We start from the raw sequence: 22,540 nt of genomic DNA, 5'->3' as shown, positions 1-22,540 counted from the left end.
AAGCTCAAGCAGTTCCGCCGCGTCGCCACACGCTACGAAAAGACCGCCCGCAACTTCCTCGCCGTCGTCACCATCGCCGCCACCATCCTTTGGCTCAGGTAACTGTCCACGGAACCTAGTGCAGGTGATCCGGCGCCCTGAATCCGGAAGGCGGAGAAGCGCAATTCCTTCGGGTGCGGCCACCGTGACGATGGGACCCGCCTCGCGCACCTTCACGCTGTCCCGCGTCATCACCCCTGAGACGGAACGGCGGCGTTGAGGCGTGGAGCATTTCCGGCTCATCGTAGCTTCCAGGAGAGTGACGATGCGTCGGAAGGCCTTCACCTGCGCGGCCAAGGAGAGGATCCGTATCGTCCCCGAAGGCCTGCGCGGCGAGGACATCGTCGCCGGGCTCTGCCCCAGCGAGGCCGTCGCCAAGGGCCTGTCCTACGCCTCGTCGAAGAGGCTCCTCGAAGCCGGAAATCGGCGCTTCCCGGGGACGACTGCGCGCGCCGCGATGAACGGCGAGGCTACGAACCTGCGAGTTGGACCAACGACAGGGTCTCGCCTTCGGCCGACGCGTGCTTACGACCCGCCGCCCGACATGCGGCGCATCGACGCCTCCATCACCTGCTTCCGCGCGGGCCATCTCGCGCTGGAGGGTCTGAGTGTCGCAGAGGCCTGGGTGTGACCAGCCAGCAAGAGGGTGGTCGCGCCGCGCCTGTTCCAAGTCGTCGCGGACGGTCACAAGCCTAGGTCGCTGCATTCTTCGTGAACCGTTCCTTGGCGAGCCCGATGGAGGCATTGGCGGCGCCGAGGACCAGACTGGCGGAGCGATAGTTGCGATCGAGCGCAATGATGTCCGCCTGCGGATAGAATGAGTTTGGGAAGTCGAGAATATTGCGCACCGTTGCGGCACGAAACGCGTGGATCGATTGAGCCTCGTCACCGACGACCGTCAGGCTTCATGGTCAGCACGATGGCGGCCTGCGCGACGGGCATGATCTCGCCGACACTGTTCGGATCGCAGGTTGCCTCCGGCAATGTGCGGTCAGTCTTCCAATTCACCCAGCGCGACCGGCAGGCCTGTGAATACATGGCGATGCATGGCCTCGGCGGCGTCAGCCACGCGGTCCGCCTCGATCAATGCAATGATCTCGTCGTGTTGCTCCGCCGCCATGCTGGTCTTCAGCGACTTCTGCAGCAGGGCATGACGCATCGGCTCCGCCATCTCGTACACCACGTCGAGCGCGCGGCCGAGCGGCTCGTTCGGCGCATGGGCGCGCAGGATGACGTGGAAGGCGATGTTGGCTTCGATGTAGCGTTCAACATCGCCTGCGGCACGATGCGCCTTCATCGTCGCGTTGGCAGCGCGTAGTTCGGCGGTCAGCGTCGGCGTCGTGCGGCCGATCAGTCCCAGTACCACCTGCTTCTCGAGAAGCGCACGGACTTCGTAGATCTGGCGAATCTCATCGGCGCTTGCCTCGCGCACGCGGAAGCCGTGCCGGGGTTCGTGCGTCACCAGGCCGCGCCGTTCCAGGAGCCGCAGCGCTTCGCGGATGGGGGCGCGGGAGCAGCCGTATTCGACCTGCAGCGCCTGTTCACGCAGCGGTGCTCCGGGCAGGTGATGGCCGGAGATGATGCCGCGCCGGATCCGGTCCATGAGGTGATAGGGCAGAGGCATGGGCAGCGGATCCTGTTTCATGCGCTTGCCCCCTTGCCCGTCCTGCTGTCGTCAATACCGCGCCAACCGCAGTTTGTCGACAAACGACAATAAGCTACCTATGCTGCTTGAGGCCGCCGCTCGCGGCAGCCAGCGTCCAATCAACGAATCGGGCCCCGTTGAGGGCCGTCCCTGGGGAAACGACCATGACGTTCCTTCGCCGCACTCTGCTGGCCGCCGCCACCGGATCGTCGGGCCTCGCCGCAGGGCTGGTGCTTCCCGGCGCGGCGCTGGCCGTGAGTTTTCCGGATCGGCCGGTGCGCATCATCCTCCCCTTTGCCCCGGGCGGGAATTCCGACATCGTCGCCCGGCTGATCGCCCCGGTGATGAGCGCGAGGCTCGGCCAGCCCGTGGTGGTGGAAAACCGCGCCGGCGCCGGCGGCAGCATCGGCGCGACCGCCGTCGCTCGCGCTCGACCGGATGGCTACACGGTGCTGTTCGGATCGACCGGCCCGCTCTCGGTGAACCCCGCCGTGCAGGCCAGCCTGCCCTACGACGCCGAGCGGGACTTCGCGCCGATCGGGCTGCTCTCGCGCACGCCGCTGGTGCTGGCCGTCACCGCCGCGCTGCCGCCGCGGACGCTCGTTGAACTCATTGCCTACTCCAAAGCCAATCCCGGGCGGGTCACCATCGCCTCGGCGGGGACGGGCAGTTCGACCCATCTCGCGCTGGAACTGTTCAACGCCGCCTCGGGCGCAGGGATGACCCACGTCCCCTATCGCAGCGGCGGCGACCTGATCCCGGACCTCATGGCCGGCAACGTCGCCAGCACCATGACCGAGATCTCCACCGCCATGCCGCTGCATCGGGAGGGGCGCATCCGCATCCTCGCCATCGGCTCCGCGCAGCGCTCTCCGGTCGCGGGCGACCTGCCGACCTTCATCGAGGCCGGTCTGCCCGACTATACCGCCGGCAGCTATACCGCGCTGCTGGTCCCGGCGGGCACGGCCGCCGATGTCGTCGCCACGTTGCGCGACGCGCTGGCGATGGCCATTGCCGACCCTGGCGTCATCGCACGGCTGCGCGAGATGGGCACCGAGGTCGCCTCGGCCGAGGAGGCGACGCCGGCCGGCCTCACCCGCGTGCTCCAGCATGAAGCGGAGCTGGCCCGGCGCGGGGCGGCGATTGCCGGGCTGCGGCCATGACCGCGGCCGCGCCGGGCGAGGCCTCGGCGCCCTTCTCCGCCGGCGACCAGGCAGCGCGATGGCGGGCGCCGCTGGGCGCCGCCGATTGCCATATCCACATCTACGACCACCGGTTTCCCTACGACCCGGCCGCGTCCCTGCGCCCGGCCGAGGCGACGGTGGTGGACTACCGCCCGCTCCAAGTGCGCATCGGCACGACGCGCTGCGTGATCGTGCAGCCCTCGAGCTACGGCACCGACAATCGCTGTCTGCTCGACGCGCTGCGTCAGTGCGGCGAGGCGGCACGAGGGATCGCCGTGGTCGGGCGCGACGTCACCGACGCTGCGCTGCGCGAGATGGATGCGCTCGGTGTGCGCGGCATCCGATTCAACCTTGCCCGCAGCGGCGGCCCTTCGCCCGAGGAGCTGGACCATCTCGCGCGCCGCGTCGCGCCGCTCGGCTGGCATGTGCAGGTGCATATGCCGGGCGATCTCTATCTGGAGATGGTGCCACTCCTCGGCAGGCTGCCGGTGCCGGTGGTCATCGACCATCTGGGCCGGCTGCCGCAACCTGCTGGGATTGGCCATCCGGCCTGGCGGGCGTTGCGGCGGCTGGTCGATGGCGGGCGCTGCTGGGTGAAGTTGTCGGGCGCCTATCACGACACCAGGACCGGCGCGCCGGATTATGCGGATACCGGCGAGGTCGCGCGCGCCTGGATCGCCGCGGCGCCGGAGCGGTTGGTCTGGGGAACCGACTGGCCGCACCCATCCGCCACCGCCGGCGAGAAGCCGCTGCCCGACGATGCCGCGCTGTTCGATCGCCTCGGCGACTGGGCGCCGGGCGAGGCGCTGCGCCACGCCATCCTCGTCACCAATCCGGCCGCGCTTTATGGCTTCGCGGCGTGACGCGCCGGCTGCGCGTGTTCCTGAGCCATACCGCGGAGCAACTGCCGGATGCATTCGCGGCGACGGCGCTGGATGCACTGCAGGATTGCGCGGATGTCGTGTTCAACCGCAGTGGCGTTGTGCTGGCAGGACGGGATCTGGCGGAAGCCGCGGCGGATTGCCAGGCGATCATCGCGCACCGCGCCACGCCGGGCCTGGCGGAGACTTTCGCGGCGGCACCCGACCTCGTCGCCTTCCTGCGTGCGGCCGTCGATGTCTCCACCATCGACCTCGCGGCCGCGTCGGCGCAGGGGGTGCTGGTGACACGGGTGTCGCCAGGCTTCAACGACGCCGTGGCGGAACTGGGTCTCGGGATGATGATCGACCTCGCGCGCGGCGTGTCGCGGGCAGCGACGATCTACCGGGCAGGCGGCGTACCGCGCGCCATGGGCGGCGTGCAGCTCAAGGGGGCCGCCCTTGGCATTGCGGGATATGGACGTATCGCGCGCCGGCTTGCGGAGATCGCGACGGGGCTTGGCATGAAGGTTCTGGCCTGCGATCCACACGCGGCCATCGCCGATGCCGGCGTCGAGGCGGTGCCGTTCGCGACCATGCTGGCGAGGTCGGATTTCATCGTGTGTCTCGCGGCATCGACGCCGGAAACTGCCGGCCTGTTCGGCGCGCACGCGTTCCAGGCGATGAAGCGCGGCGCGATCTTCATCAACCTGTCCCGCGGCGAACTGGTGGATGAGGCGGCGCTGGAAGCGGCGCTGGATCGCGGGCATCTGCGTGGCGCCGGCCTCGACGTCGGCAGCGCGCCGGACCAGATGCCGTCGCCACGTCTGGCCTGCCGGACCGATGTCGTTGCGACGCCGCATATTGGCGGCACGACGCGCGAAGCCCGCGCGCATCAGGCCATGCACACGGTGAAGCAGGTCAGCGCCCTGGGCGAAGCGCGGCTGCCCGAGGGCGCCATCAATCCAGCAGCGGCCTATCGCCTCGGCCGGTTGAAGCCGGCCACTTCAGAAGGAGAGCATCCATGACCATCGGCAGGCGCGCGACCCTTGGCGGCATGGCCGCCCTCACCGGCTTCGCGACGGCACCGCTTCAGGCGCAGGAAGCGGCGCGCTGGCCGACCCGGCCTATCCGCATGATCGTTGCCTTCGCGCCTGGCGGCTTCACCGACATTGCCGGCCGGGTCATGGCGCAAGCGCTCTCCGTCGAGCTCGGCCAACCCGTCGTGGTCGAGAACCGCGCCGGCGCGGCGGGGCTGATCGGCACGGAAGCCGCGGCGCAGGCCGCTCCGGATGGATACACGATCCTGCTCGGCACCATCAGCACGCACGCGATCAATGTCGGATTGTACCGCACGCTGCCCTATGACCCGATCCGCAGCTTCGCCGCCGTCTCGGCTGTGTCGAGCGGGTATCTGGTGCTGGTGGTGCACCCATCGGTCCGCGCGAACAGCGTTTCGGAACTCGTCGCGCTGGCCCGCGCCGAGCCGGGCAAGCTGAGCTACGGATCAGGTGGCAACGGCACGACCAGCCATCTGGCGGGTGAGCTGTTCAAGTCGCTCGCCGGGGTGGACATGCTGCATGTGCCGTTCCGCAGCCCGGCGCCGGCGGCCTCGGCACTGCTGGCGGGACAGGTGGATGTGATGATCGACACGGTGCCCTCGGCTCTGCCGCAGATCCGTGGCGGCCGGTTGCGCGCGCTGGGCGTCAGCGCGCCGCACAGTCTCGCGGAATTGCCGGGGGTTCCGCCGATCGCCGGGACCGTGGCCGGCTTCGATGCCAGCACCTGGGTTGGCTTCTACGTCCCCGCTGGCACGCCGGCGGCGATCATCGCCCGGCTGGACGAGGCGACGCGGAAGGTACTCGGGATGGTCGAGATACGCGGCCGGCTGAACGAGCTCGGCATGGAGCCCTTCGTTGCCGGACCCGAGCAGCTTGCGGCGTATCAGCGTAGCGAGATCGAGAAATGGGTCGGCGTGGTCCGCCGCGCGGGGATCACTGCGGATTGAGGCTCGCCGCGCCAGCCACGTTGCACACCATCTCGCAAGACCTGTTTGCGTGGGCCTACACATCTCCGTCACGCAGCGGCCGTGCAACGCCCGCGTGCCGGCCGGCAGGCCAATGCGGCATATCGCCGCTGCTTCCCTCGCCTGGCGCAGATCGCATGCGTGCTGTGCTGATCGATGGAGAACGCGTCGATGCCGAATGCCCTCGGCGTCACCACCCTAGGCGCTGCCACGTACGACAAGTTCGAAGCCAAGATCGAGAACCTTGTCGCCTGCGGTGTCGCCTTCGAGCCGCCGCAGCATGAGCCCGGCGGCCTGGCGGCCGATCTCGCGCGCATGCAGGCGGACGGTGGTGAGGCCGGGCGGTATCTCGGCGGCGATGTCGAAGTCGCCGATGCCGGTGACCGCGATGCGTCCAGGGACCGAGAGGCCCCGTCGCTGGCATTCCAACAACGCGCCCACGCCATGCGCATCCGTCGCGCAGAAAATGGCGTCGAGATCCGGTTCGCATTCGAGCAGATGGGCGGCACCCTCCCGCCCGCGCGCATAGCCGGATGGTCCTTGGCCGGCGTCGAGGACGATGTCGCTGCGCAGCCCGGCCGCGCCCATCGCATCCAGGAAGCCGCGGCGACGTTCCATGAAGCGCCGGACGACGGGCGCCGGGAAGTCGATGTAGCCGATGCTCCGACGTCCCCCGGCGATTAGGTATTCCGTCATGCGGCAGGCCGCGAGGCGGTTGGAGAAGCCGACCGCCATGTCCATCACCGGCTGATCGAGATCCCAGGTCTCGACCACTGGGATGCGCGCGTTGCAGATCATGTCCCGCGCTGCCGGACAGTGGTCGACGCCGATGGCGACGAGGCCATCGGGACGATGACCCAGCACGGTGGAAACGGCGCGCAATTCCTCCTCCGCCGAGTATCCGCAATCGGCGATCAGCAACTGGTAGCCCGCTTCACGGAACGGGTCGGCGAGGCCCTGCAGCGTGATGGCGAACTGCGAATGCGAGAGCGAGGGAATGGTGGCCGCGATTACGCGGCTGCGCTGGGAGGACAGCTGCGCCGCGGCGAGGTTCGGCACATAGCCAAGTGTGGCGGCCGCCTCGGCAATGCGAGCGCGGGTGGCGTCGGAGACACGTCCGTTCCCCTGATAGGCGCGGGACACCGTCATCATCGAGACGCCAGCCAGCTTCGCCACATCGGCCATGCGGGCCCAGCCGCCGATCCGCTTCGTCATCCGCTTGGTGATGTCGCTGCCCTCCGCCCGCCAGCCCGCCATCTTCGTCGAGCGGCCCGCCTGTGCAACGCCGGGATATTCCCTCTTGCGTTAGCGCTAACATACCTCATGATCACGCCGGCTTCCAGTCGCGAGGACCCGATGCAGGACGCTAGGCGACAGTTGCGAGAGTGGATCGACGCCGACCAGGATCGGATCGTCGCCTTCCTGAGCGGTTTCCTGCGGGCGAAGTCTCCCAACCCTCCGGGCGACACCCGCGAGGCCTGCGCGTTTGTCACCGACCTTCTCGCGCGCGAGGGCCTGCCGCACCGCATCGTCGCGGCGCGGGACGACCTGCCCAACCTCGTTGGCACGATCGACGGCGGCGCACCGGGCCGGCACCTGGTCCTGAACGGGCACATGGACGTGTTTCCGGCGATCGAGGACCTGCCCGGCGATCGCGGCCAATGGAGCGGCGCCGTCGAGGACGGACGCATCTACGGCCGCGGCGCCGCAGATATGAAGTGCGGCACCACGGCGTCGATCTTCACGTACCTTTATCTTAGCCGGCTGCGTGCGGCGCTGCGCGGAAAGCTGACTCTGACGATCGTGTCCGACGAGGAGACGGGCGGCCGGTGGGGCACGAAATACCTGATGGAGAACTGCCCGGAGGAGGTCCTCGGCGATTGCTGCCTGAATGGTGAGCCGAGCGGTCTTGCCACCGTCCGCTTCGCCGAGAAGGGCACGTTGCGGCTGGCGGTGACCATCCGCACGCCGGGCGCGCATGGTGCCTACCCGCACCTCAGCGCCAGCGCCATCAAGATCGCCGGCCAGTTGATGGCGGAATTCGAGGAGATCACGAAACTCCGGTCGGACTTGCCGCCGCAGGTCGCGGCGCTCCTCGCCTCGGCCGACGCAAGGCGCGCGATGGAGGAAAGCCTCGGCGCCGGCGCCCCGTCGATCGTGGACAAGGCCACGGTCAATATCGGCACAATCCGCGGCGGGTTGAAGATCAACATCCTGCCGGATGAATGCGTGATGGAGGTGGAGATCCGCGTCCCGCCTGGACTCGACCGCGGCACGGTGATGGATGCCTTCCGGGCCATCATTGCGCGCCACCCCGAGGCCGGCTTCTCCGAACGTCCCGACCACAGCTACGATTCCAGCTGGTGCGATCCCGATGGCGAGATGGCCACCATCCTGCGTGACAATGTGGAGGTGCTGCGCGGCGTGCGCCCGCCCGCCATCGTGAGCCTTGGCGGTTCCGATGCGCGGTATTGGCGCTGGCGCGGCGTGCCGGCCTACCTCTACGGCCCCTCGCCTCGCACGATGGGGCGCCGCGACGAGCATGTGACCGTGGAGGAGATGATGCATGTCCTGCGCGTCCATGCGTTGTCGGCCTTCGATTTTCTGACCCGCTGAGCGGGCATTCTCGGCAACCGGGACAAGGGATCACGCGATGATGAAGCGCAGGGATGGGGTGAAGGCGGGGCTTGCCACCGCGGCGCTGCTGCTGGGGCGCGCCGGGCAGGCCGCGGCCCAGGCCAATCGTGAGGCAGTCAGCATTCTCGTCCGCAACGACTCCGTCGGCTTCGATCCGCACAAGGTCACCGGTCGCGGCGCCGCCGAGATCCTGTTCATGATCACCGACACGCTGGTGGCGCTGGAGGACGACCAGAAGACCGTCCATCCGCTGCTCGCCAAATCATGGACGATCTCGCCCGATGGCCTGACCTACATCTTCGAGTTGCGGGACGACGTCACCTTCCATAGCGGCCGGAAGATGGTGGCGGATGACGTGGTGTTCTCGCTGAATCGCCTGGTGGATCCCGCGACGCGCTCGCCGGCCGCCTGGCGTGCCGGCGCGGTGAAGTCGATCCGGGCGACCGGCCCCTTTACGGTCGAGTACATCCTCGAACGCCCCTACAACGAATTGCTGCTGCAACTCGCACAGAGCTTCGGCGCCATCATCGACCGCGAGGAGGTGACCGCCCTTGGTGCCGAGTACGGCTCGCGCACGCTGAACGGCACCGGTCCCTTCCGCTGGGGCGAATGGCGGCCGCGCGACCGCGTCGTGCTCAACCGGCACGAGGCTTATCGCTGGGGCCCCGCGATCTACGAGAATCGCGGCCCGGCGCTGGTGCGCCAGGTGATCTGGCAGGTGGTTCCGGAAGAATCGACCATTGTCGCCTCGACCATGACCGGTGGTGGCGACATCACCTATGTCGCGCCGGAATGGGCGGTGGACCAGCTCCGTCGCAATCCGCGGCTGACCGTGCAGGAACCGCGCGTTTCCAACTACAGCGCCTTTCTTGGCCTTCGCACCAACCGGGAGTTCACCAGCGACGTCCGCGTGCGGCAGGCGATGAGCCTGTGCATCAACCGCGAGGAGTTGGTGCGCACGCTGTGGTTCGGCCAGGCGGGGGTTGGGTGGTCCTACATCAATCCGGGCACGCTGGATTTCTCCGAGGCGGGGCGCGTGCGCTTCGACCGCGCGGCGGCTGATGTCCTGCTCGACCAGGCCGGCTGGGTGCGTGGCGGCGACGGCATCCGGGTGAAGGACGGCAAGCGCCTGTCGCCCGAGATCATCGCGGCGAATACGCCTGGCTGGCGGTCCCGCCTCGGTGCCATCCAAGGCTACATGCGCAATGTCGGGATTGAGCTGCGGCTGCTGATGCCTGAGCCCGCAGCGGCGATGGCGCAGATCAACAGTTCGCCCAACTACGACGCCTATGCGCTGTTCCAGCCCTACGGCACCGCGGGCGAGGCGTTGATGCCCTTCCATTCCAGGAACATCCCTGCGCCGAACCGCACCCAATGGCGCGACCAGCGGACCGACGACCTGCTGAATGCCGGCCAGGTGGCACTGAACGAGGCCGATCGCGCCGACGCCTATGGCAAGGTCCAAGGCATCGTCGCGGACAACGCGGTCGTGATCCCGATCGCCCATGAGAAGCTGTTCCTTTTCGTCAACCAGCGTATCGCGGGGGCGAAGGTGCACGGCATCTACAATTGCGGGGTCTACAAGGGACTGGATCTGCGGATCGCACGGTGAAGGATATCCTCGCGCCCGACTTCTCTCCGGATCCGTATTGGTGGCGCGCTGCACCGCCATCCGATGCGACCGAGGTCGCGCTTCCAGCGCAGACGGACCTTGCTGTCGTCGGTGCTGGCTATGCCGGTCTTTCCGCGGCGATCGCGGCCGCACGGGCCGGGCGATCCGTCTGCGTTATTGAGGCGCGGAACCCCGGCTGGGGCGCGAGCACGCGTTCGGTCGGCATGATCGGCGGGCGGCTGCGACAGGGTTACGCGGCGTTGGCGGCAGCGCTTGGCGAGGACGTCGCGCTCGGGCTGATGCACGAGACGCGCGACGCCTATGGCTGGTTCCGCGACTTCGTGCAGACGGAAGGCATCGCCTGCGACCTGCGCCAGAGCGGGCGCCTGGTCTGCGCCTGGACGCCGCGGGACATGCGGCGGCTGGAGGGGCTGAGCCGCTTCCTGTCCGGCAAGGTCGGCATCCGCGCCGAGATGTTGGACCGGGCCGCCTTGCGCGCCGAAGTGGACAGCGACCTGCATCGCGGCGCGATGCTGCTGCCGGATGATGGCAGCCTGCATCCGGCGCTGCTGCACAAGGGATTGCTCGATGCGGCGGTCGCCGCCGGCGTGGTGGTCGTGCCGCAGACGCCGGTGCGGTCCATCGATCGTGATGGGGCTGGCCTGAGGGTGCAGACCACGCGCGGGGCGATTGCAGCACGTGACGTGATCCTGGCGACCAACGCCCATACCGGCCGCGAATTCGGCTGGTTCCGGCGCCGCGTCATTCCCGTCGGAAGCTACATGATCGCGACGGAGCGGCTGCCGCGCGAAACGCTCGACCGCCTTATCCCCAAACACCGCCTGGTGAATGACACACGCCAATTGGCCTACGCCTTCCGGCGTTCACCGGATGGCGATCGGTTGCTGGTCGGTGGTCGTGCCTCCGCGCGCGACCATGCCGATCCGCGCAAGGTTGCAGCGGGATTGCACCGCATCCTGCGCGGTCTGTTTCCCGAGCTCGCCGGCACGCGCGTCAGCCATGCCTGGGGCGGCATGGTCGCCTTCACCTTCGATCGCCTGCCGCGCATCGGACGCCATGACGGCGTGCACTACATCCTGGGTTGCAATGGCTCCGGCGTGGTCATGCAGACCTATCTCGGGCGCAAGGCGGCGGCCGCGGTGACCGGGTCGGCCGACGCAACCACGGGTTTCGCCCGTGGCGATTTCCCGACATCGTCGTTCTACACGGGATCACCCTGGTTCATGGCGCCGCTGACCGCCTGGTACGACATCCGCGACCGCGCCGCGCGCTGGGCCGCGCATTGATGACCATGAAGGACTGTCACCCATGACGTTTTCTATCGCCGCGCGCTGCCCGGAAACCGGGATGTTCGGCATCGCCATCACCACTTCCTCCATCGCGGTGGGCAATCGCTGCCCCTGGGTGCGCGCTGGCGTCGGTGCGGTGACCTCACAGTATCGCAGCGATATTCGCCTGGGGCCGCTCGGGCTCGACCTGCTGGCGCAGGGCCGCAGTGCGCGGGAGGCCGTGGACGCGCTGGTCGCGCAAAGCGAGTTCCCCCAATTCCGGCAAGTCGGTGTGGTCGATCGTGACGGGGGCACGGCCTTCCATTGCGGGACGGACATCAAGGGCTTCAACGCCGGCGCCGAAGGGGCGGGGTGCGTTTCGATCGGCAATGTCATCGCCAGCAATGACGTGCCGCGTGCGGTGGTCGCTGGCTATGAGGCTGCGCGAGGCCTGCCGTTTGCGGAACGCCTTCTGGCCGGCGTTGATGCCGGGCTGGCGGCGGGCGGCGAGACCCAGCCGATCATGTCCGCGGCGTTGCTGATCGCGGACAAGCAGAACTGGCCCCTGGTCGATCTGCGCGTGGATTATGAGGAGCAGCCGTTGCGGGCGCTCCGCCGGCTTTGGATCCTGTATGAGCCCGAGGTGGAGCACTACGTCACCCAGGTCCTGCGTCCGGCCGAGGTGCGGCCGCTGGCGGAACGCCAGGCGGCGACGGCAGCGGCGGAACGGCGGGCGCGGGTCCTTCTCGGCGCGGCAGGTGACGCTGTCAGCTCCGGTTCAGGATCGACGGGCTGAGCCGGAAGGTGAAGGTGGCGGCGATGGAGAAGGTGTGGGCGCAGATGCCCTTGCAACTCCATCGCATGATGTCGCGCTTTGGGGGCGCGGTTACACGATAGGAACCGGTCCTAACCGTCGAACGGGACGTGCACCCAGCCCTGCATCAGCACGCGCGCGCTGCGGCTCATGATGGCCTTGGTCACCGTCCACTGCCCACCCACCTCGCTCGCCTGCGAACCGACGCGCAACGTGCCGGAAGGGTGCCCGAAGCACACGGATTCGCGCTCACCACCGCCGGCTGCGAGGTTGACCAACGTGCCAGGCACCCCGGCCGCCGTCGCGATGGCGACCGAAGCCGTGCCCATCATGGCGTGGTGCAGCTTGCCCATGGACATCGCACGCACCAGCAGATCGACGTCGCCCGTGCCGATCGCCTTGCCGCTGGATGACACGTAGTCGCGCGGGCCGGAGACCCAGGCGACCTTTGGCGTGTGCTGGCGCTGCGCAGCCTCATCGACCGAGTTGATCAGGCCCATGCGCACCGCGCCATGCGCGCGGATCGTCTCCAGCCGCGCCAGCGCCGCCGCATCGCCGTTGATGTCGTCCTGCAGCTCGGTGCCGCGGTAGCCGATGGCATCCGCTTCGAGGAAGATCGTCGGGATGCCCGAATTGATCATTGTCGCCTTGAAGGTGCCGATGCCGGGCACGTTCAGCATGTCCACCAGGTTACCGGTGGGGAACATCGAACCGCCATCCCCCTCTTCCGCCGGATCCATGAATTCCAGGCGGACCTCCGCGGCCGGGAAGGTCACGCCGTCCAACTCGAAATCGCCGGTCTCCTGCACCTCGCCGGCCGTCATCGGGACGTGGGAGATGATGGTCTTGCCGATATTGGCCTGCCAGATGCGTACGACCGCGATGCCGTCACGTGGCACGCGGGACGGATCGATCAGCCCGTTGCGGATCGCGAAGGGGCCGACCGCAGCGGAGAGGTTGCCGCAATTGCCGGTCCAATCGACGAAGGGCTTGTCGATCGAGACCTGGCCGAACAGGTAGTCCACGTCGTGGTCCGGCCGCGTGCTGGGGCTCAGGATCACGGTCTTGCTCGTGCTGGAGGTAGCGGCGCCCATGCCGTCGGTCTGCTTGCCATAGGGGTCAGGGCTGCCGATCACGCGTAGGAGCAGGCGGTCACGAGCGGGGCCAGGAACGCGCGCGACCTCCGGCAGGTCGTCCAGCACGAAGAAGACGCCTTTGCTGGTGCCGCCGCGCATGTAGGTGGCGGGGATCCTGATCTGGGGTGCGTGTGCCATGGCCGCTTCCTGCGAGTACGTTGAGCAAAGAATACCGCGCGCCGGCAATTGCGGAAGGCGCCGGCGCGCCAGTTGGGTCAGCCAGCCTGGCGACCATCCTGCGGCGGCGCCTCGGCCTCAAGGAAGTCCTGCGCGAAGCGCTGCAGCACGCCGCCCGCTTCGTAGATCGAGACTTCCTCGGCGGTATCCAGGCGACAGGTCACGACCGCTTCCGCCGTGCTGCCATCGCGACGATGGATCACCAGCGTCAGATCCGCGCGTGGCGTCCGTGCACCGACGACGTCATAGGTCTCGGTACCGTCGAGGCCGAGCGTCAGCCGGCTGGTGCCCGGCTTGAACTCGAGCGGCAGCACGCCCATGCCGATCAGGTTGGTGCGGTGGATGCGTTCGAAGCCTTCGGCGACAATCGCCTCGACGCCTGCCAGCCGCACGCCCTTCGCCGCCCAGTCGCGCGACGACCCCTGCCCGTAGTCGGCGCCCGCCACGATGATCAGCGGCTGCTTGCGCGCCATGTAGGTCTCGATGGCTTCCCACATGCGCACGACCTGCCCCTCGGGCTCGATGCGCGCCAGGGAACCCTGCTTCACGCTGCCATCCGCCTTCCGCACCATCTCGTTGAACAGCTTCGGATTGGCGAAAGTGGCGCGCTGCGCGGTCAGGTGGTCCCCGCGATGGGTTGCGTAGGAATTGAAGTCCTCCTCCGGCAGCCCCATCGCCGCCAGATACTCGCCCGCGGCGCTGTCGAGCATGATGGCGTTGGACGGCGACAGGTGATCGGTGGTGATGTTGTCGCCGAGCACGGCGAGCGGGCGCATGCCACGCAGCGTGCGCTCGCCGGCCAGCGCGCCTTCCCAATAGGGCGGGCGGCGGATGTAGGTGCTCGGTGCACGCCAGTCATAGAGCGGGCTGACCTTCTTCCGCGCGCCCTGGTTGCCGAACATCGGCGCATAGACCTTGCGGAACTGCTCGGGCTTCACCGCTGCAGCGACCACCGCGTCGATCTCCTCGTCGCTTGGCCAGATATCCTTGAGACGGATCTCCTTGCCGCTGGGATCGACACCCAGCACGTCGCGTTCAATATCGAAGCGGATGGTGCCGGCGATGGCATAGGCCACCACCAACGGCGGCGAAGCGAGGAAGGCCTGCTTCGCATAGGGGTGGATGCGGCCGTCGAAGTTGCGGTTCCCGGACAGCACGGCGGTCGCATAGAGGTCGCGGTCGATGATCTCCTGCTGTATCAGCGGATCGAGCGCCCCGGACATGCCGTTGCAGGTGGTGCAGGCGAAGGCGACCAGGCCGAAGCCGAGCGCCTCCAGCTCCGTCGTGAGGCCGGCTTCATCCAGATACAGCGCCACCGCCTTGGAGCCCGGTGCGAGTGAGGACTTCACCCAGGGCTTGCGCATCAACCCTGCGCGGTTCGCATTGCGCGCCAGCAGACCGGCAGCGATGACGTTGCGCGGGTTGGAGGTATTGGTGCAGCTGGTGATGGCGGCGATGATGACGGCGCCGTCGGGCATCAGGCTGCCTTCCTGCGTCCAGGGCGCGCTGATGCCGCGTTCGGCCAGGTCCGAGACCGGCAGCCGGCGATGCGGGTTGGATGGCCCGGCCAGGGTCCGCACAACGGTGGACAAGTCGAAGCGCAGCACGCGCCCGTACTGTACCTTGGCGAGTCTGTCCGACCACAGGCCGGCGATCTTCGCGTAGGTTTCCACGAGCCTGATCTGTGCATCCTCGCGCCCGGTCAGGCGCAGATAGTCGATGGTCTGCTGGTCGATCGAGAACATCGCGGCGGTGGCGCCGTATTCCGGCGCCATGTTGGAGATGGTGGCACGGTCGCCGAGCGTGAGGCTCGACGATCCCTCGCCGTAGAACTCCAGCCAGGCGCCGACGACCTTCTCCTTGCGCAGGAACTCGGTAAGCGTCAGCACGATGTCGGTCGCGGTGATGCCGGGCTGGGCCTTGCCGGTGAGCTCCACGCCCACGATGTCGGGCAGGCGCATCCAGGAGGCACGGCCGAGCATGACGTTCTCGGCCTCAAGTCCGCCGACGCCGATCGCGATAACACCCAGTGCATCGACATGTGGCGTGTGGCTGTCCGTGCCCACCAGCGTGTCGGGGAAGGCAACGCCGTCCAACGTGTAGATGACCGGCGACATCCGCTCCAGATTGATCTGGTGCATGATGCCGTTGCCCGGCGGGACGATCTCCATGTTCTCGAAGGCGTGTCGCGTCCATTCGATGAAGTGGAAGCGATCCTTGTTGCGGCGATCCTCGATGGCGCGATTCTTGGCGAAGGCATCCTTCTCGAAGCCGGCATGCTCAACGGCCAGCGAGTGATCGACGATCAGCTGCACCGGTACGACAGGATTCACCTTGGACGGGTCGCCGCCCTTCTCCGCAATCGCGTCGCGGAGACCGGCGAGGTCCACCAGCGCCGTCTGGCCGAGGATGTCGTGGCAGACGACGCGGGCGGGGTACCAGGGGAAATCCAGGTCCTGTCGGCGCTCGATCAATTGCGTCAGGGCATCGGTGAGCAGCGCCGGATCGCAACGGCGCACCAGGTTCTCAGCCAGCACCCGCGCGGTATAGGGCAGGCCGTCATAGGCGCCAGGCGCAATCGCCTCGACGGCAGCGCGCGCGTCGAAATAGTCCAGATCGGTGCCGGGCAGGCGCTTGCGGTATCGCATGTTCATGGCTCGCTCCGTGCCGGGTTCTGCCCGGCGATCCGTCGTTCGATGTTCATACTGGCATCAGTGTGTCGCTGCACGAGCGATATGACCAGCCTGCCGTCGGCACCGCCCGGCGCGTCTCGGGGCGCGATGGTTCTCGACGCATGAGCCGCCGCCAACAACAGTATGGGCCGAGTACTGGATGCGATGCAGGCGCGCAAGCCGATCGCTACTGTCGGGAAGTACAGAGGCGAGCGTTCGATGCCCAGGTGGCCGTCGTCGCCGGGCGGATGGGAGGTCGGATTGCAGACCAGTTCGAGTGGGGTAGTCTTGCGGATGTCAGCGGGAGCAGAAGCATGGCGATGCCCTTGGGAGAAAATCGGGCCAAACTGAAGTTGAGCAGGAACGAGCTCGTGTTGTGCATGGCGGTCAACCAGATGCGCACGCCGAACATCGCCATGATCGCGGAAGCCTGCGGCTTCGATGCGCTGTTTGTCGACATGGAACACAATCCAACGAATCTGGAGACGGCAGCTGGCATCTGCGTCGCCGCGCTCGGCGTCGGCATCACGCCGATCGTCCGGATGAACACGCATGCCGGACATGAGATATGCCGCGTGCTCGACGCCGGCGCGCAGGGCATCATGGTCCCGCATGTCGACACCGCCGACCAGGCAAGAATGGTGGTGCAAGCCTGCCTTTTCCCGCCAGCCGGCCATCGCTCCGTCGGTGGACCGTTGCCGGTGCTACGCTATCGCTCCTTGCCGCAGAGCGAGATCAACCCGAAGGTCAACCGTGAAACCCTTCTGATCGCCATGATCGAGACGCCGGGGGCGGTCGCCAATGCCGCGGCGATCGCTGCCGTGGAAGGAATTGACGTGATCCATATCGGCGCTTCCGATCTCAGCGCGGAGATGGGATTGGCCGGGCAGACGAAGCATCCGCGAATGCGGGCGGCCTATGAGACCGTGCGCCAGGCCGCCAGCGCCCATGGCAAGGCCTGGGGGGTCGGCGGGGTACGCAATGACCCTGCCTTTCAGGCGGAGTTGCTCAAGCTTGGCGTACGCTATCTGACCTGCGGCTCAGATCTTGGCTACGTCCTGAAAGGTGGCAGCGAGGATGTTGCGGCGATCCGCGCCATGCCGCTGTAGCCCGTCGGGCCATGCAACGTCATGGTGCGGGTCGCTGCAACAAGGCCGTCGCCTGATGGCGCGCAAGATCGTTGGCGCTGCAATCGTCAGGCGGTGCGCATCGTGCTTCAGTCCTGCTCAGCGGAAATACCATTGCTGCGGATAGGCTGAATTCGGCGTTCGGCAATGATTTGCGATGCACGACCGTCGCGGCACATTGCCAAGCCGGTTGCTGGTGAGTTGCACGCCGAAGGAACCTGGCGAGACACCGACAACGCCGATCGACCAGACCTGATCGACGGCGATGCGCCAGATCTCCTGCGCGGCGAGGTTGCGCTCAGCCTCCGGCAGTCCGGCGGCGGAGCGGTAGAGTTCCTGGGCCCGCACGATCAGCGGATCCTCCGGCCGGCGACCGCGCGCACCGTTGGAAGCGAACCATTCGGCATAGGCCGGTCCATTGGCCGAGTTGATCGGATCCACCGGAAGTACATAGGCCGGCACCAGGAACAGCTTCTCGGAGCCTGAATTGCTCCAGGGAAAGATGTGGTGCTGGTTGTTCTGCACCCGGGTATAGGCCAGCGTGCGCTCGGTTTCCTTCACGTCGAGGAAGATACCGATGGCCCGCAGCTGCTGCGCGATCATTTCGAGCTGCCGTGGATAGGGCTGCAGCGCCTGCACCGCCAGCACTTCCAGCACGAGCCGCTGGCCGTTGTCGGTGCGCAGCCGGTAGCCCGCGGAATCCCGCCGCGCCAGGCCGATGCGGTCGAGCATCTGGTTGGCGCGGGCAACGTCCAGCGTGGCCCAGCGCTGACGCCATTCCGGACCGGGGTTTTCCGGCGAGGATTCCGCGACGACGACGGAACCCGGCGTGCCGAGCCCAAGCCAGAAGGTCTCGTTCAATTGATCCCTGTCGATGCCGAGCGACAGCGCTCGCCGGAAATCGACATTGCTGAGCCATTTCGCAATCTCAGCGTCGGCGGTGTAGCTGGTGTTGAGGTGCAGCGCGAGGTCGGCACCGTAGGTCGCGAGATTGATATTGATGCGATAGTTGCCGCGCTCCCGGTTCGCCAGCAGGACCGGCAGGTTGGCGAGTTGCAGATGGCGCGCCTGGTAGTCGAACGCGCCAGATGCGGCACGGAGGTTGATCACCTCCATGTTCTCGGCCAACGTGAGCGAGACGCGATCGATATAGGGCAGCTGATTGCCCTCGGTATCCACCATCCAATAGTACGGATTGCGCTCCATCACCCAGATCTGGGTGTTGATCGGGCTCACTGTGCGCCAGGGACCCAACGTCGGCAGCGCCGGGTTCAGCTGCCAATCCTTGATGAAATGCAGATACTGCAGCCAGTTCTCGTAGCCCGCGGCGCGCGCGCGGCGATTCACCTCCTCCTCCGAGGAATATCGCGGCAGGAATTGGCGCAGATAGGCGGCGGGCGCATAGCCGCCATAGGTCAGGCCACCCGATTGGCGATAGGATTGGCCACCGAGGCCGGCCTGCGCGCCGAGCTGCTCCACAACGAGGAAGTTGGGCGCATCGAACTCGAAGGCGATGGTGGCTTCATCGATCTTGATGACGCGGCCTGGCCTACCGTCGACCTGCATCTCCGGCATGGGCGCGCGGACAATCGCCGGGTTCTGGTACAGATCCTCGAACCAGAAGACGAAATCGTCGGCGGTAAAGGGTGATCCGTCGGACCAATGCATCCCGCGGCGGAGATGCAGCGTGGTGCGGCGGCCATCAGCGCTGACCTCCCACGCACGTGCGACGCTCGGTACCTCGACGGCGCCGACCATGTCCCAAGACATCATCATGTCCGAGGCATTGATCCGATTCCCGTTCTCGCCATCGCCCGGGCCGTTGAAGGCACCCCGCCAAGTGCCGCCGTAGCGGCCGATCGCCTGAAGCGGCTGCAGCACCAGTGGTTCGGCCGGCACGCGCTGATCCACCAGTGGAAGGATGCCGGCGCGCACGCGTTCCGCCAGCATCGGTGCTTCGCGGAATTGTCGCGGTATGCGGGATGGATCGTTGACGATCCGCGCACCCTCGGGATCGCTGATCAGGCCGGACGCCGCGAGGGAGGAGGGCTGCGCCAACGCGGGGCCGCCAAGTGACATCGCAAGCAATCCAGTTGCCAGAATGCCGCGAAACCCCATGGTCATTGCTCCCTATCTCGATGCGATCGCTCAGGCCTGCAGCTGACGCAGCTCCGTTGCATGCGCGCGCGCGGCACCGATCAGCAGCGCCATGTCCGTATTCGCCGAGATGTAGCGGGCGCCGAGCGCAACCAGCTTTCCCAGCAGCGTCATATCCGCCTTGATGCCACCGATGGCGAGGTGCTTCCCGTTCGCCTTGCAGGCGCGTGCGACCTCGGCATACGCATCCAGCACGCGCTGATGGCCAAGCTGTCCGTGCAGGCCCATATCGGCACAGAGGTCATTGGTGCCGATCATGACCATGTCGACACCGGGCACCGCAGCGATCGTGGCGGCGTTGCCAACGGCCTGGCTGGTCTCCAGCATGACGGTGATCAGCGTCTCGGCATCGACGGCCGGCGCGGCGATCGGCGTCGGCACTGTCTGATAGCGGAGTAGCGGCCCGGTACCACCCATGGAACGGTGTCCGGCGGGCGGGAATCGCGTCGCCGCCGCGATCACCTGCGCTTCCTGCGCGGATTGCACATGCGGGACGATAAGGCCTTGCGCACCGCCATCCAGCACGCGTCCCATGAAAGCGGGGTCCTGCGACGGTACGCGCACCAGCGGCGTGATCCCTGAACTCAACGCGCTGACGCAAATCTGCGCCGTTTCGCCGAGCGTCAGCTGGCTATGCTCAAGATCCACATTTAGCGCATCGAAACCGCAGGACGCGGCGATGACGGCGATATCCGCGGTGCGCGTAAGGCGTACCATCATGCCGGTAACGACCCGGCCTTCCGCCAGACGTCGCTTTGTCGCGTTGGCAACAGCAGGGCTATTTTCGCCCATCAGCGTTTCCTCCAAAAGCGCCCTTTGGTAGTCGACCGTCCAACGGGACTTGCCGCACTGCAGCGCGCTCCTTGCGCTTCACGCTACTGGCAGCCTGCACGGCGGGCAACCGTTCCTGTGTGTGTGCTGTCGGTGATGAGCATGGCGACGTTCGTTGATGCGCAAGTCATGTCCCTACTGCAGGCAAGCGGGGAAAACACGTCGAGCGCCAACGGCCGCGGTCCGCGGCCGGCCTGACCAGAATGGCTCGACCGGGCGCGATAACTGCATGTTCGTCGAGGGCGTTCTGTGGATCGTATGGACGGGTTCGCCGGAGACGGTGAGCACGGCCATTCCAAACTATTCATATTGAAGGATATCTCCGTCGAAACGGATGCGTGCGAACGCGCCCGAAGTGCCGCGGCCTTGCGCCGATGAGATCTTCGCACGGTGCCCAAGAGACGCATCTGGTCCCGGATCTGCGGCGTAGATCCTCGCCCGTGTCTCTCCTACGCAGATCGGCTGTACGCGCTTCTGATGAGGTCTACCGATCGACGGCGACAGCATCGGCTCCTGCTGCCGAGGGACGCTATTACCGGCTGCGCGCTTATTCCGGGTGCTGTCATCGTTGCAACAGCCGTCGGTACCCCACTACGTTCTCGCAGCGGCCGGTTCGCCGGGGATGTCCGTTCAGCGTGCTGCTGCGCGCTACCGCGGCGTCAAGGCCCGGCAGTGCCGTACAGGAGGGAGGAATATCCATGCGCCGCCGTGACCTGCTTCGCCTGACGGCCGGTGCGGCCATTGCGCCCGCAGCCACGGCGCGCGCGGACACCTATCCGGCGCGGCCGGTCACCATCCTGGTCGGCTTCCCGGCGGGCACCGCCTCCGACACCGTCAGCCGGTTCCTGGCCGAGCGCCTGGCGAGCCGCCTTGGCCAACCGGTGCTGGTCGAGAACCGACCCGGCGTGGATGGAGGAATCGCAGCCACGGCCGTTGCACGCGCGCGAGCCGATGGCCATACCCTACTCTATTCCACCAGTTCCGCTCATGCGGCCAATGTCAGCCTCTACCGGACCATCACCTACGATCCGGTGACGGATTTCGCTCCGGTCGCGGGCATCTTGCGGCAGCCGACCGTGGTTCTGGTGCGCCAGGATTCGACTGCACGATCCGTTCAGGAACTCGCTGCGCTATCGCGCGCGCGGGTTGGCGGTCTGAACTACGGCTACGGCAACACCTCGACGCGTGTCGTGGGTGCATTGCTGCAGCAGCGCGGCGGCGTACAGGCGCAGAGCGTTTCCTTCCGCGGCAATCCGCAATCGCTGACCGAATTGATGGCCGGGCGGCTCGACTTCGCGGTGTCGGACGCCTTTACGGGCGCGGCCCAGGCGCAGGCGGGCACGCTGCGCGCGCTCGCCGTCAGCGGTGATGCGCCGACGCCCCGCCTTCCGGGCGTGCCGAGCCTCGTGCAAGCAGGCGTGCTGGAGAACGCCGTGGTTGCCTGGACCGGCGTCTTCGCGCCCGCCGCCGTGCCAGGTGCCATTGTCGCGCGCCTCGAGACGGAACTGCAGACGATCATGGCCGAGCCCGACGGCACCGCGCTGCTGGACCGCCTGGTGGCGGAGCCCTTCATGTTGTCGGGGGCGGCGCTTGGCCAGTACATGCGCGCCGACATCGCGCGATGGGCCGAGTATGTCCGCCTGGCCGGTATCGAACCGCAGTAGCGCTGCGGCACGATCATGCCTTCGGTTACGAATTGCCTGATGGCGTGATCGACGCCGACAAACGATATCAGGTTACCGGCAGCGGACAGTCGAATGCGATTGCCTCGGGCGAAGGACGCGTCGCGAGATACGCGAAAGCGCCCCTGCGCTCCCGTGCTGCGGACGCCGCCCAGGCGCGCCATCTGCTGGCGCAGGCGGCGAATTACGGCGGCGGCAGGCGCTCGCAAGCGGCGTGGCTCGGCCATGTGATCCTGCAGATCGCCAGGGACTGGGTGGTGTGCTTCAAAGCCGAGGGTCCGGTGGGACTGATCGACAGCAAAGCTGCTGGCCCGACGTCATTGCCGACCGACGCACACCGCCAGGCACTTGCCGCGCAGATCGACCGCGGCCCAATCCACGGCGCTGTGCGCTGGCGGTTCAGCGATCTCTGCCAATGGTTGTGGGAGGGGCTCCGCGTTTCAGTCTCGCTGCAGACACTGGGCCGTGAACTGCGCGCGATGGGCTACCGCAAGTTCTCGGCCCGGCCGAAGCACCACGCCCAGGCCGGGGGCGTCATCGGGACGTTCAAGAGAACTTCCTTGCCACGCTGGCAGGTATCGCGCGCGAGCAGGACCTCGGCCTCGACGAGGTAGAGATCTGGTCCATTCACGAAGCCCGCGTCGGCCAAAAGAAC

19 protein-coding genes and 2 pseudogenes are annotated in these 22,540 nt (G+C 67.2%); 14 read left to right on the top strand and 7 right to left on the bottom strand.

What is annotated here, in order from left to right:
• Positions 1 to 102 (top strand): annotated as a pseudogene (locus tag AAFN86_RS26460) (IS5/IS1182 family transposase); the annotation flags it as partial.
• A gap of 202 nt (positions 103 to 304) precedes the next feature.
• On the top strand, positions 305 to 670 hold the full coding sequence (locus tag AAFN86_RS26455; RefSeq protein ID WP_347546615.1) for a hypothetical protein: 366 nt from the start codon (positions 305 to 307) through the stop codon (positions 668 to 670).
• 61 nt (positions 671 to 731) lie between these two features.
• On the opposite strand, the gene AAFN86_RS26450 is transcribed toward AAFN86_RS26455, so the two are convergent.
• Positions 732 to 887: a hypothetical protein gene (locus tag AAFN86_RS26450; RefSeq protein WP_347546614.1), complete on the bottom strand. Its 156-nt coding sequence runs from the start codon at positions 885 to 887 to the stop codon at positions 732 to 734.
• Positions 888 to 1,030: 143 nt separating this feature from the next.
• Positions 1,031 to 1,642 carry a GntR family transcriptional regulator gene (locus AAFN86_RS26445; RefSeq protein WP_347546613.1) on the bottom strand — a complete coding sequence of 204 codons (612 nt, stop codon included), beginning with the start codon at positions 1,640 to 1,642 and terminating at the stop codon, positions 1,031 to 1,033.
• Positions 1,643 to 1,848: 206 nt separating this feature from the next.
• Between AAFN86_RS26445 and AAFN86_RS26440 the strand changes: the two genes are divergently transcribed.
• Genes AAFN86_RS26440 through AAFN86_RS26425 form a run of 4 tightly spaced genes read left to right on the top strand, consistent with a single transcriptional unit; the run spans position 1,849 to position 5,733 of the window.
• Entirely contained in the window at positions 1,849 to 2,847 is a 999-nt protein-coding gene (locus AAFN86_RS26440; RefSeq protein ID WP_347546612.1) for a tripartite tricarboxylate transporter substrate binding protein, read from the top strand.
• Complete coding sequence (locus AAFN86_RS26435) at positions 2,844 to 3,731, top strand: amidohydrolase family protein (protein ID WP_347546611.1); 888 nt, start codon at positions 2,844 to 2,846, stop codon at positions 3,729 to 3,731. The genes AAFN86_RS26440 and AAFN86_RS26435 overlap by 4 nt, the downstream gene beginning before the upstream one ends.
• The gene (locus AAFN86_RS26430) at positions 3,728 to 4,753 is read left to right on the top strand and encodes an NAD(P)-dependent oxidoreductase (RefSeq protein ID WP_347546610.1); all 1,026 of its coding nucleotides are present in this window, start codon (positions 3,728 to 3,730) and stop codon (positions 4,751 to 4,753) included. Before AAFN86_RS26435 ends, AAFN86_RS26430 begins: the two co-directional genes overlap by 4 nt.
• The gene (locus tag AAFN86_RS26425) at positions 4,750 to 5,733 is read left to right on the top strand and encodes a tripartite tricarboxylate transporter substrate binding protein (RefSeq protein WP_347546609.1); all 984 of its coding nucleotides are present in this window, start codon (positions 4,750 to 4,752) and stop codon (positions 5,731 to 5,733) included. Before AAFN86_RS26430 ends, AAFN86_RS26425 begins: the two co-directional genes overlap by 4 nt.
• A 216-nt stretch (positions 5,734 to 5,949) precedes the next feature.
• Here AAFN86_RS26425 and AAFN86_RS26420 read toward each other — a convergent pair whose 3' ends face one another.
• The gene (locus tag AAFN86_RS26420) at positions 5,950 to 7,008 is read right to left on the bottom strand and encodes a LacI family DNA-binding transcriptional regulator (protein ID WP_347546608.1); all 1,059 of its coding nucleotides are present in this window, start codon (positions 7,006 to 7,008) and stop codon (positions 5,950 to 5,952) included.
• A 99-nt stretch (positions 7,009 to 7,107) separates the two neighbouring features.
• Between AAFN86_RS26420 and AAFN86_RS26415 the strand changes: the two genes are divergently transcribed.
• From AAFN86_RS26415 to AAFN86_RS26400, 4 genes are read left to right on the top strand one after another with little or no spacing between them, the layout of a single operon-like run.
• Complete coding sequence (locus AAFN86_RS26415) at positions 7,108 to 8,367, top strand: M20/M25/M40 family metallo-hydrolase (RefSeq protein ID WP_347546607.1); 1,260 nt, start codon at positions 7,108 to 7,110, stop codon at positions 8,365 to 8,367.
• Between the two features lie 37 nt (positions 8,368 to 8,404).
• Complete coding sequence (locus AAFN86_RS26410; RefSeq protein ID WP_347546606.1) at positions 8,405 to 10,000, top strand: ABC transporter substrate-binding protein; 1,596 nt, start codon at positions 8,405 to 8,407, stop codon at positions 9,998 to 10,000.
• The gene (locus tag AAFN86_RS26405; protein WP_347546605.1) at positions 9,997 to 11,307 is read left to right on the top strand and encodes an FAD-binding oxidoreductase; all 1,311 of its coding nucleotides are present in this window, start codon (positions 9,997 to 9,999) and stop codon (positions 11,305 to 11,307) included. The genes AAFN86_RS26410 and AAFN86_RS26405 overlap by 4 nt, the downstream gene beginning before the upstream one ends.
• Positions 11,308 to 11,329: 22 nt before the next feature.
• Positions 11,330 to 12,085 (top strand): DUF1028 domain-containing protein, encoded by a 756-nt coding sequence (locus AAFN86_RS26400; RefSeq protein WP_347546604.1) that lies wholly within the window; start codon positions 11,330 to 11,332, stop codon positions 12,083 to 12,085.
• Positions 12,086 to 12,195: 110 nt separating this feature from the next.
• On the opposite strand, the gene prpF is transcribed toward AAFN86_RS26400, so the two are convergent.
• Together prpF and acnD are read right to left on the bottom strand one after the other, a co-directional pair.
• Positions 12,196 to 13,377, bottom strand: a complete 1,182-nt coding sequence (gene prpF, locus AAFN86_RS26395; protein WP_347546603.1) for a 2-methylaconitate cis-trans isomerase PrpF — start codon at positions 13,375 to 13,377, stop codon at positions 12,196 to 12,198.
• Positions 13,378 to 13,454: 77 nt separating this feature from the next.
• Positions 13,455 to 16,070 carry a Fe/S-dependent 2-methylisocitrate dehydratase AcnD gene (acnD, locus tag AAFN86_RS26390; protein ID WP_347546602.1) on the bottom strand — a complete coding sequence of 872 codons (2,616 nt, stop codon included), beginning with the start codon at positions 16,068 to 16,070 and terminating at the stop codon, positions 13,455 to 13,457.
• A gap of 332 nt (positions 16,071 to 16,402) precedes the next feature.
• Between acnD and AAFN86_RS26385 the strand changes: the two genes are divergently transcribed.
• Positions 16,403 to 17,197, top strand: coding sequence for an aldolase/citrate lyase family protein (locus tag AAFN86_RS26385; RefSeq protein WP_347546601.1), 795 nt, complete (start codon positions 16,403 to 16,405; stop codon positions 17,195 to 17,197).
• 117 nt (positions 17,198 to 17,314) lie between these two features.
• Here the strand turns inward: AAFN86_RS26385 and AAFN86_RS26380 are convergent, their stop codons facing one another.
• Together AAFN86_RS26380 and AAFN86_RS26375 are read right to left on the bottom strand one after the other, a co-directional pair.
• Positions 17,315 to 19,294 carry an ABC transporter substrate-binding protein gene (locus tag AAFN86_RS26380; protein ID WP_347546600.1) on the bottom strand — a complete coding sequence of 660 codons (1,980 nt, stop codon included), beginning with the start codon at positions 19,292 to 19,294 and terminating at the stop codon, positions 17,315 to 17,317.
• 69 nt (positions 19,295 to 19,363) lie between these two features.
• Positions 19,364 to 20,164: an aldolase/citrate lyase family protein gene (locus AAFN86_RS26375; protein WP_347546599.1), complete on the bottom strand. Its 801-nt coding sequence runs from the start codon at positions 20,162 to 20,164 to the stop codon at positions 19,364 to 19,366.
• 226 nt (positions 20,165 to 20,390) lie between these two features.
• On the opposite strand from AAFN86_RS26375, the pseudogene AAFN86_RS26370 reads away from it, so the two are divergent.
• From AAFN86_RS26370 to AAFN86_RS26360, 3 genes and pseudogenes are all read left to right on the top strand, one after another.
• Positions 20,391 to 20,477: pseudogene (locus tag AAFN86_RS26370) on the top strand (IS5/IS1182 family transposase); the annotation flags it as partial.
• Positions 20,478 to 20,901: 424 nt separating this feature from the next.
• Positions 20,902 to 21,867 (top strand): tripartite tricarboxylate transporter substrate binding protein, encoded by a 966-nt coding sequence (locus AAFN86_RS26365; RefSeq protein WP_347546598.1) that lies wholly within the window; start codon positions 20,902 to 20,904, stop codon positions 21,865 to 21,867.
• 44 nt (positions 21,868 to 21,911) lie between these two features.
• Positions 21,912 to 22,499: a winged helix-turn-helix domain-containing protein gene (locus tag AAFN86_RS26360; protein ID WP_347546597.1), complete on the top strand. Its 588-nt coding sequence runs from the start codon at positions 21,912 to 21,914 to the stop codon at positions 22,497 to 22,499.
• The last annotated feature ends 41 nt before the right edge of the window (positions 22,500 to 22,540 follow it).

Source organism: Roseomonas sp. CAU 1739 (assembly GCF_039839775.1).
Lineage (GTDB): Bacteria > Pseudomonadota > Alphaproteobacteria > Acetobacterales > Acetobacteraceae > Neoroseomonas.
Note: the sequence above shows the minus strand (reverse complement) of the source record. Positions and strands in the feature narration are given on the sequence as shown.

What these genes read in the sequence shown, in the direction of transcription:
- AAFN86_RS26455 (WP_347546615.1), top strand. Translation starts at nt 305, where the DNA reads ATGCGTCGGAAGGCCTTCACCTGCGCGGCCAAGGAGAGGATCCGTATC.
- AAFN86_RS26445 (WP_347546613.1), bottom strand. Translation starts at nt 1,642, where the DNA reads ATGGACCGGATCCGGCGCGGCATCATCTCCGGCCATCACCTGCCCGGA.
- AAFN86_RS26440 (WP_347546612.1), top strand. Translation starts at nt 1,849, where the DNA reads ATGACGTTCCTTCGCCGCACTCTGCTGGCCGCCGCCACCGGATCGTCG.
- AAFN86_RS26435 (WP_347546611.1), top strand. Translation starts at nt 2,844, where the DNA reads ATGACCGCGGCCGCGCCGGGCGAGGCCTCGGCGCCCTTCTCCGCCGGC.
- AAFN86_RS26425 (WP_347546609.1), top strand. Translation starts at nt 4,750, where the DNA reads ATGACCATCGGCAGGCGCGCGACCCTTGGCGGCATGGCCGCCCTCACC.
- AAFN86_RS26420 (WP_347546608.1), bottom strand. Translation starts at nt 7,008, where the DNA reads ATGGCGGGCTGGCGGGCGGAGGGCAGCGACATCACCAAGCGGATGACG.
- AAFN86_RS26415 (WP_347546607.1), top strand. Translation starts at nt 7,108, where the DNA reads ATGCAGGACGCTAGGCGACAGTTGCGAGAGTGGATCGACGCCGACCAG.
- AAFN86_RS26410 (WP_347546606.1), top strand. Translation starts at nt 8,405, where the DNA reads ATGATGAAGCGCAGGGATGGGGTGAAGGCGGGGCTTGCCACCGCGGCG.
- AAFN86_RS26400 (WP_347546604.1), top strand. Translation starts at nt 11,330, where the DNA reads ATGACGTTTTCTATCGCCGCGCGCTGCCCGGAAACCGGGATGTTCGGC.
- prpF (WP_347546603.1), bottom strand. Translation starts at nt 13,377, where the DNA reads ATGGCACACGCACCCCAGATCAGGATCCCCGCCACCTACATGCGCGGC.
- acnD (WP_347546602.1), bottom strand. Translation starts at nt 16,070, where the DNA reads ATGAACATGCGATACCGCAAGCGCCTGCCCGGCACCGATCTGGACTAT.
- AAFN86_RS26385 (WP_347546601.1), top strand. Translation starts at nt 16,403, where the DNA reads ATGGCGATGCCCTTGGGAGAAAATCGGGCCAAACTGAAGTTGAGCAGG.
- AAFN86_RS26380 (WP_347546600.1), bottom strand. Translation starts at nt 19,294, where the DNA reads ATGTCACTTGGCGGCCCCGCGTTGGCGCAGCCCTCCTCCCTCGCGGCG.
- AAFN86_RS26375 (WP_347546599.1), bottom strand. Translation starts at nt 20,164, where the DNA reads ATGGGCGAAAATAGCCCTGCTGTTGCCAACGCGACAAAGCGACGTCTG.
- AAFN86_RS26365 (WP_347546598.1), top strand. Translation starts at nt 20,902, where the DNA reads ATGCGCCGCCGTGACCTGCTTCGCCTGACGGCCGGTGCGGCCATTGCG.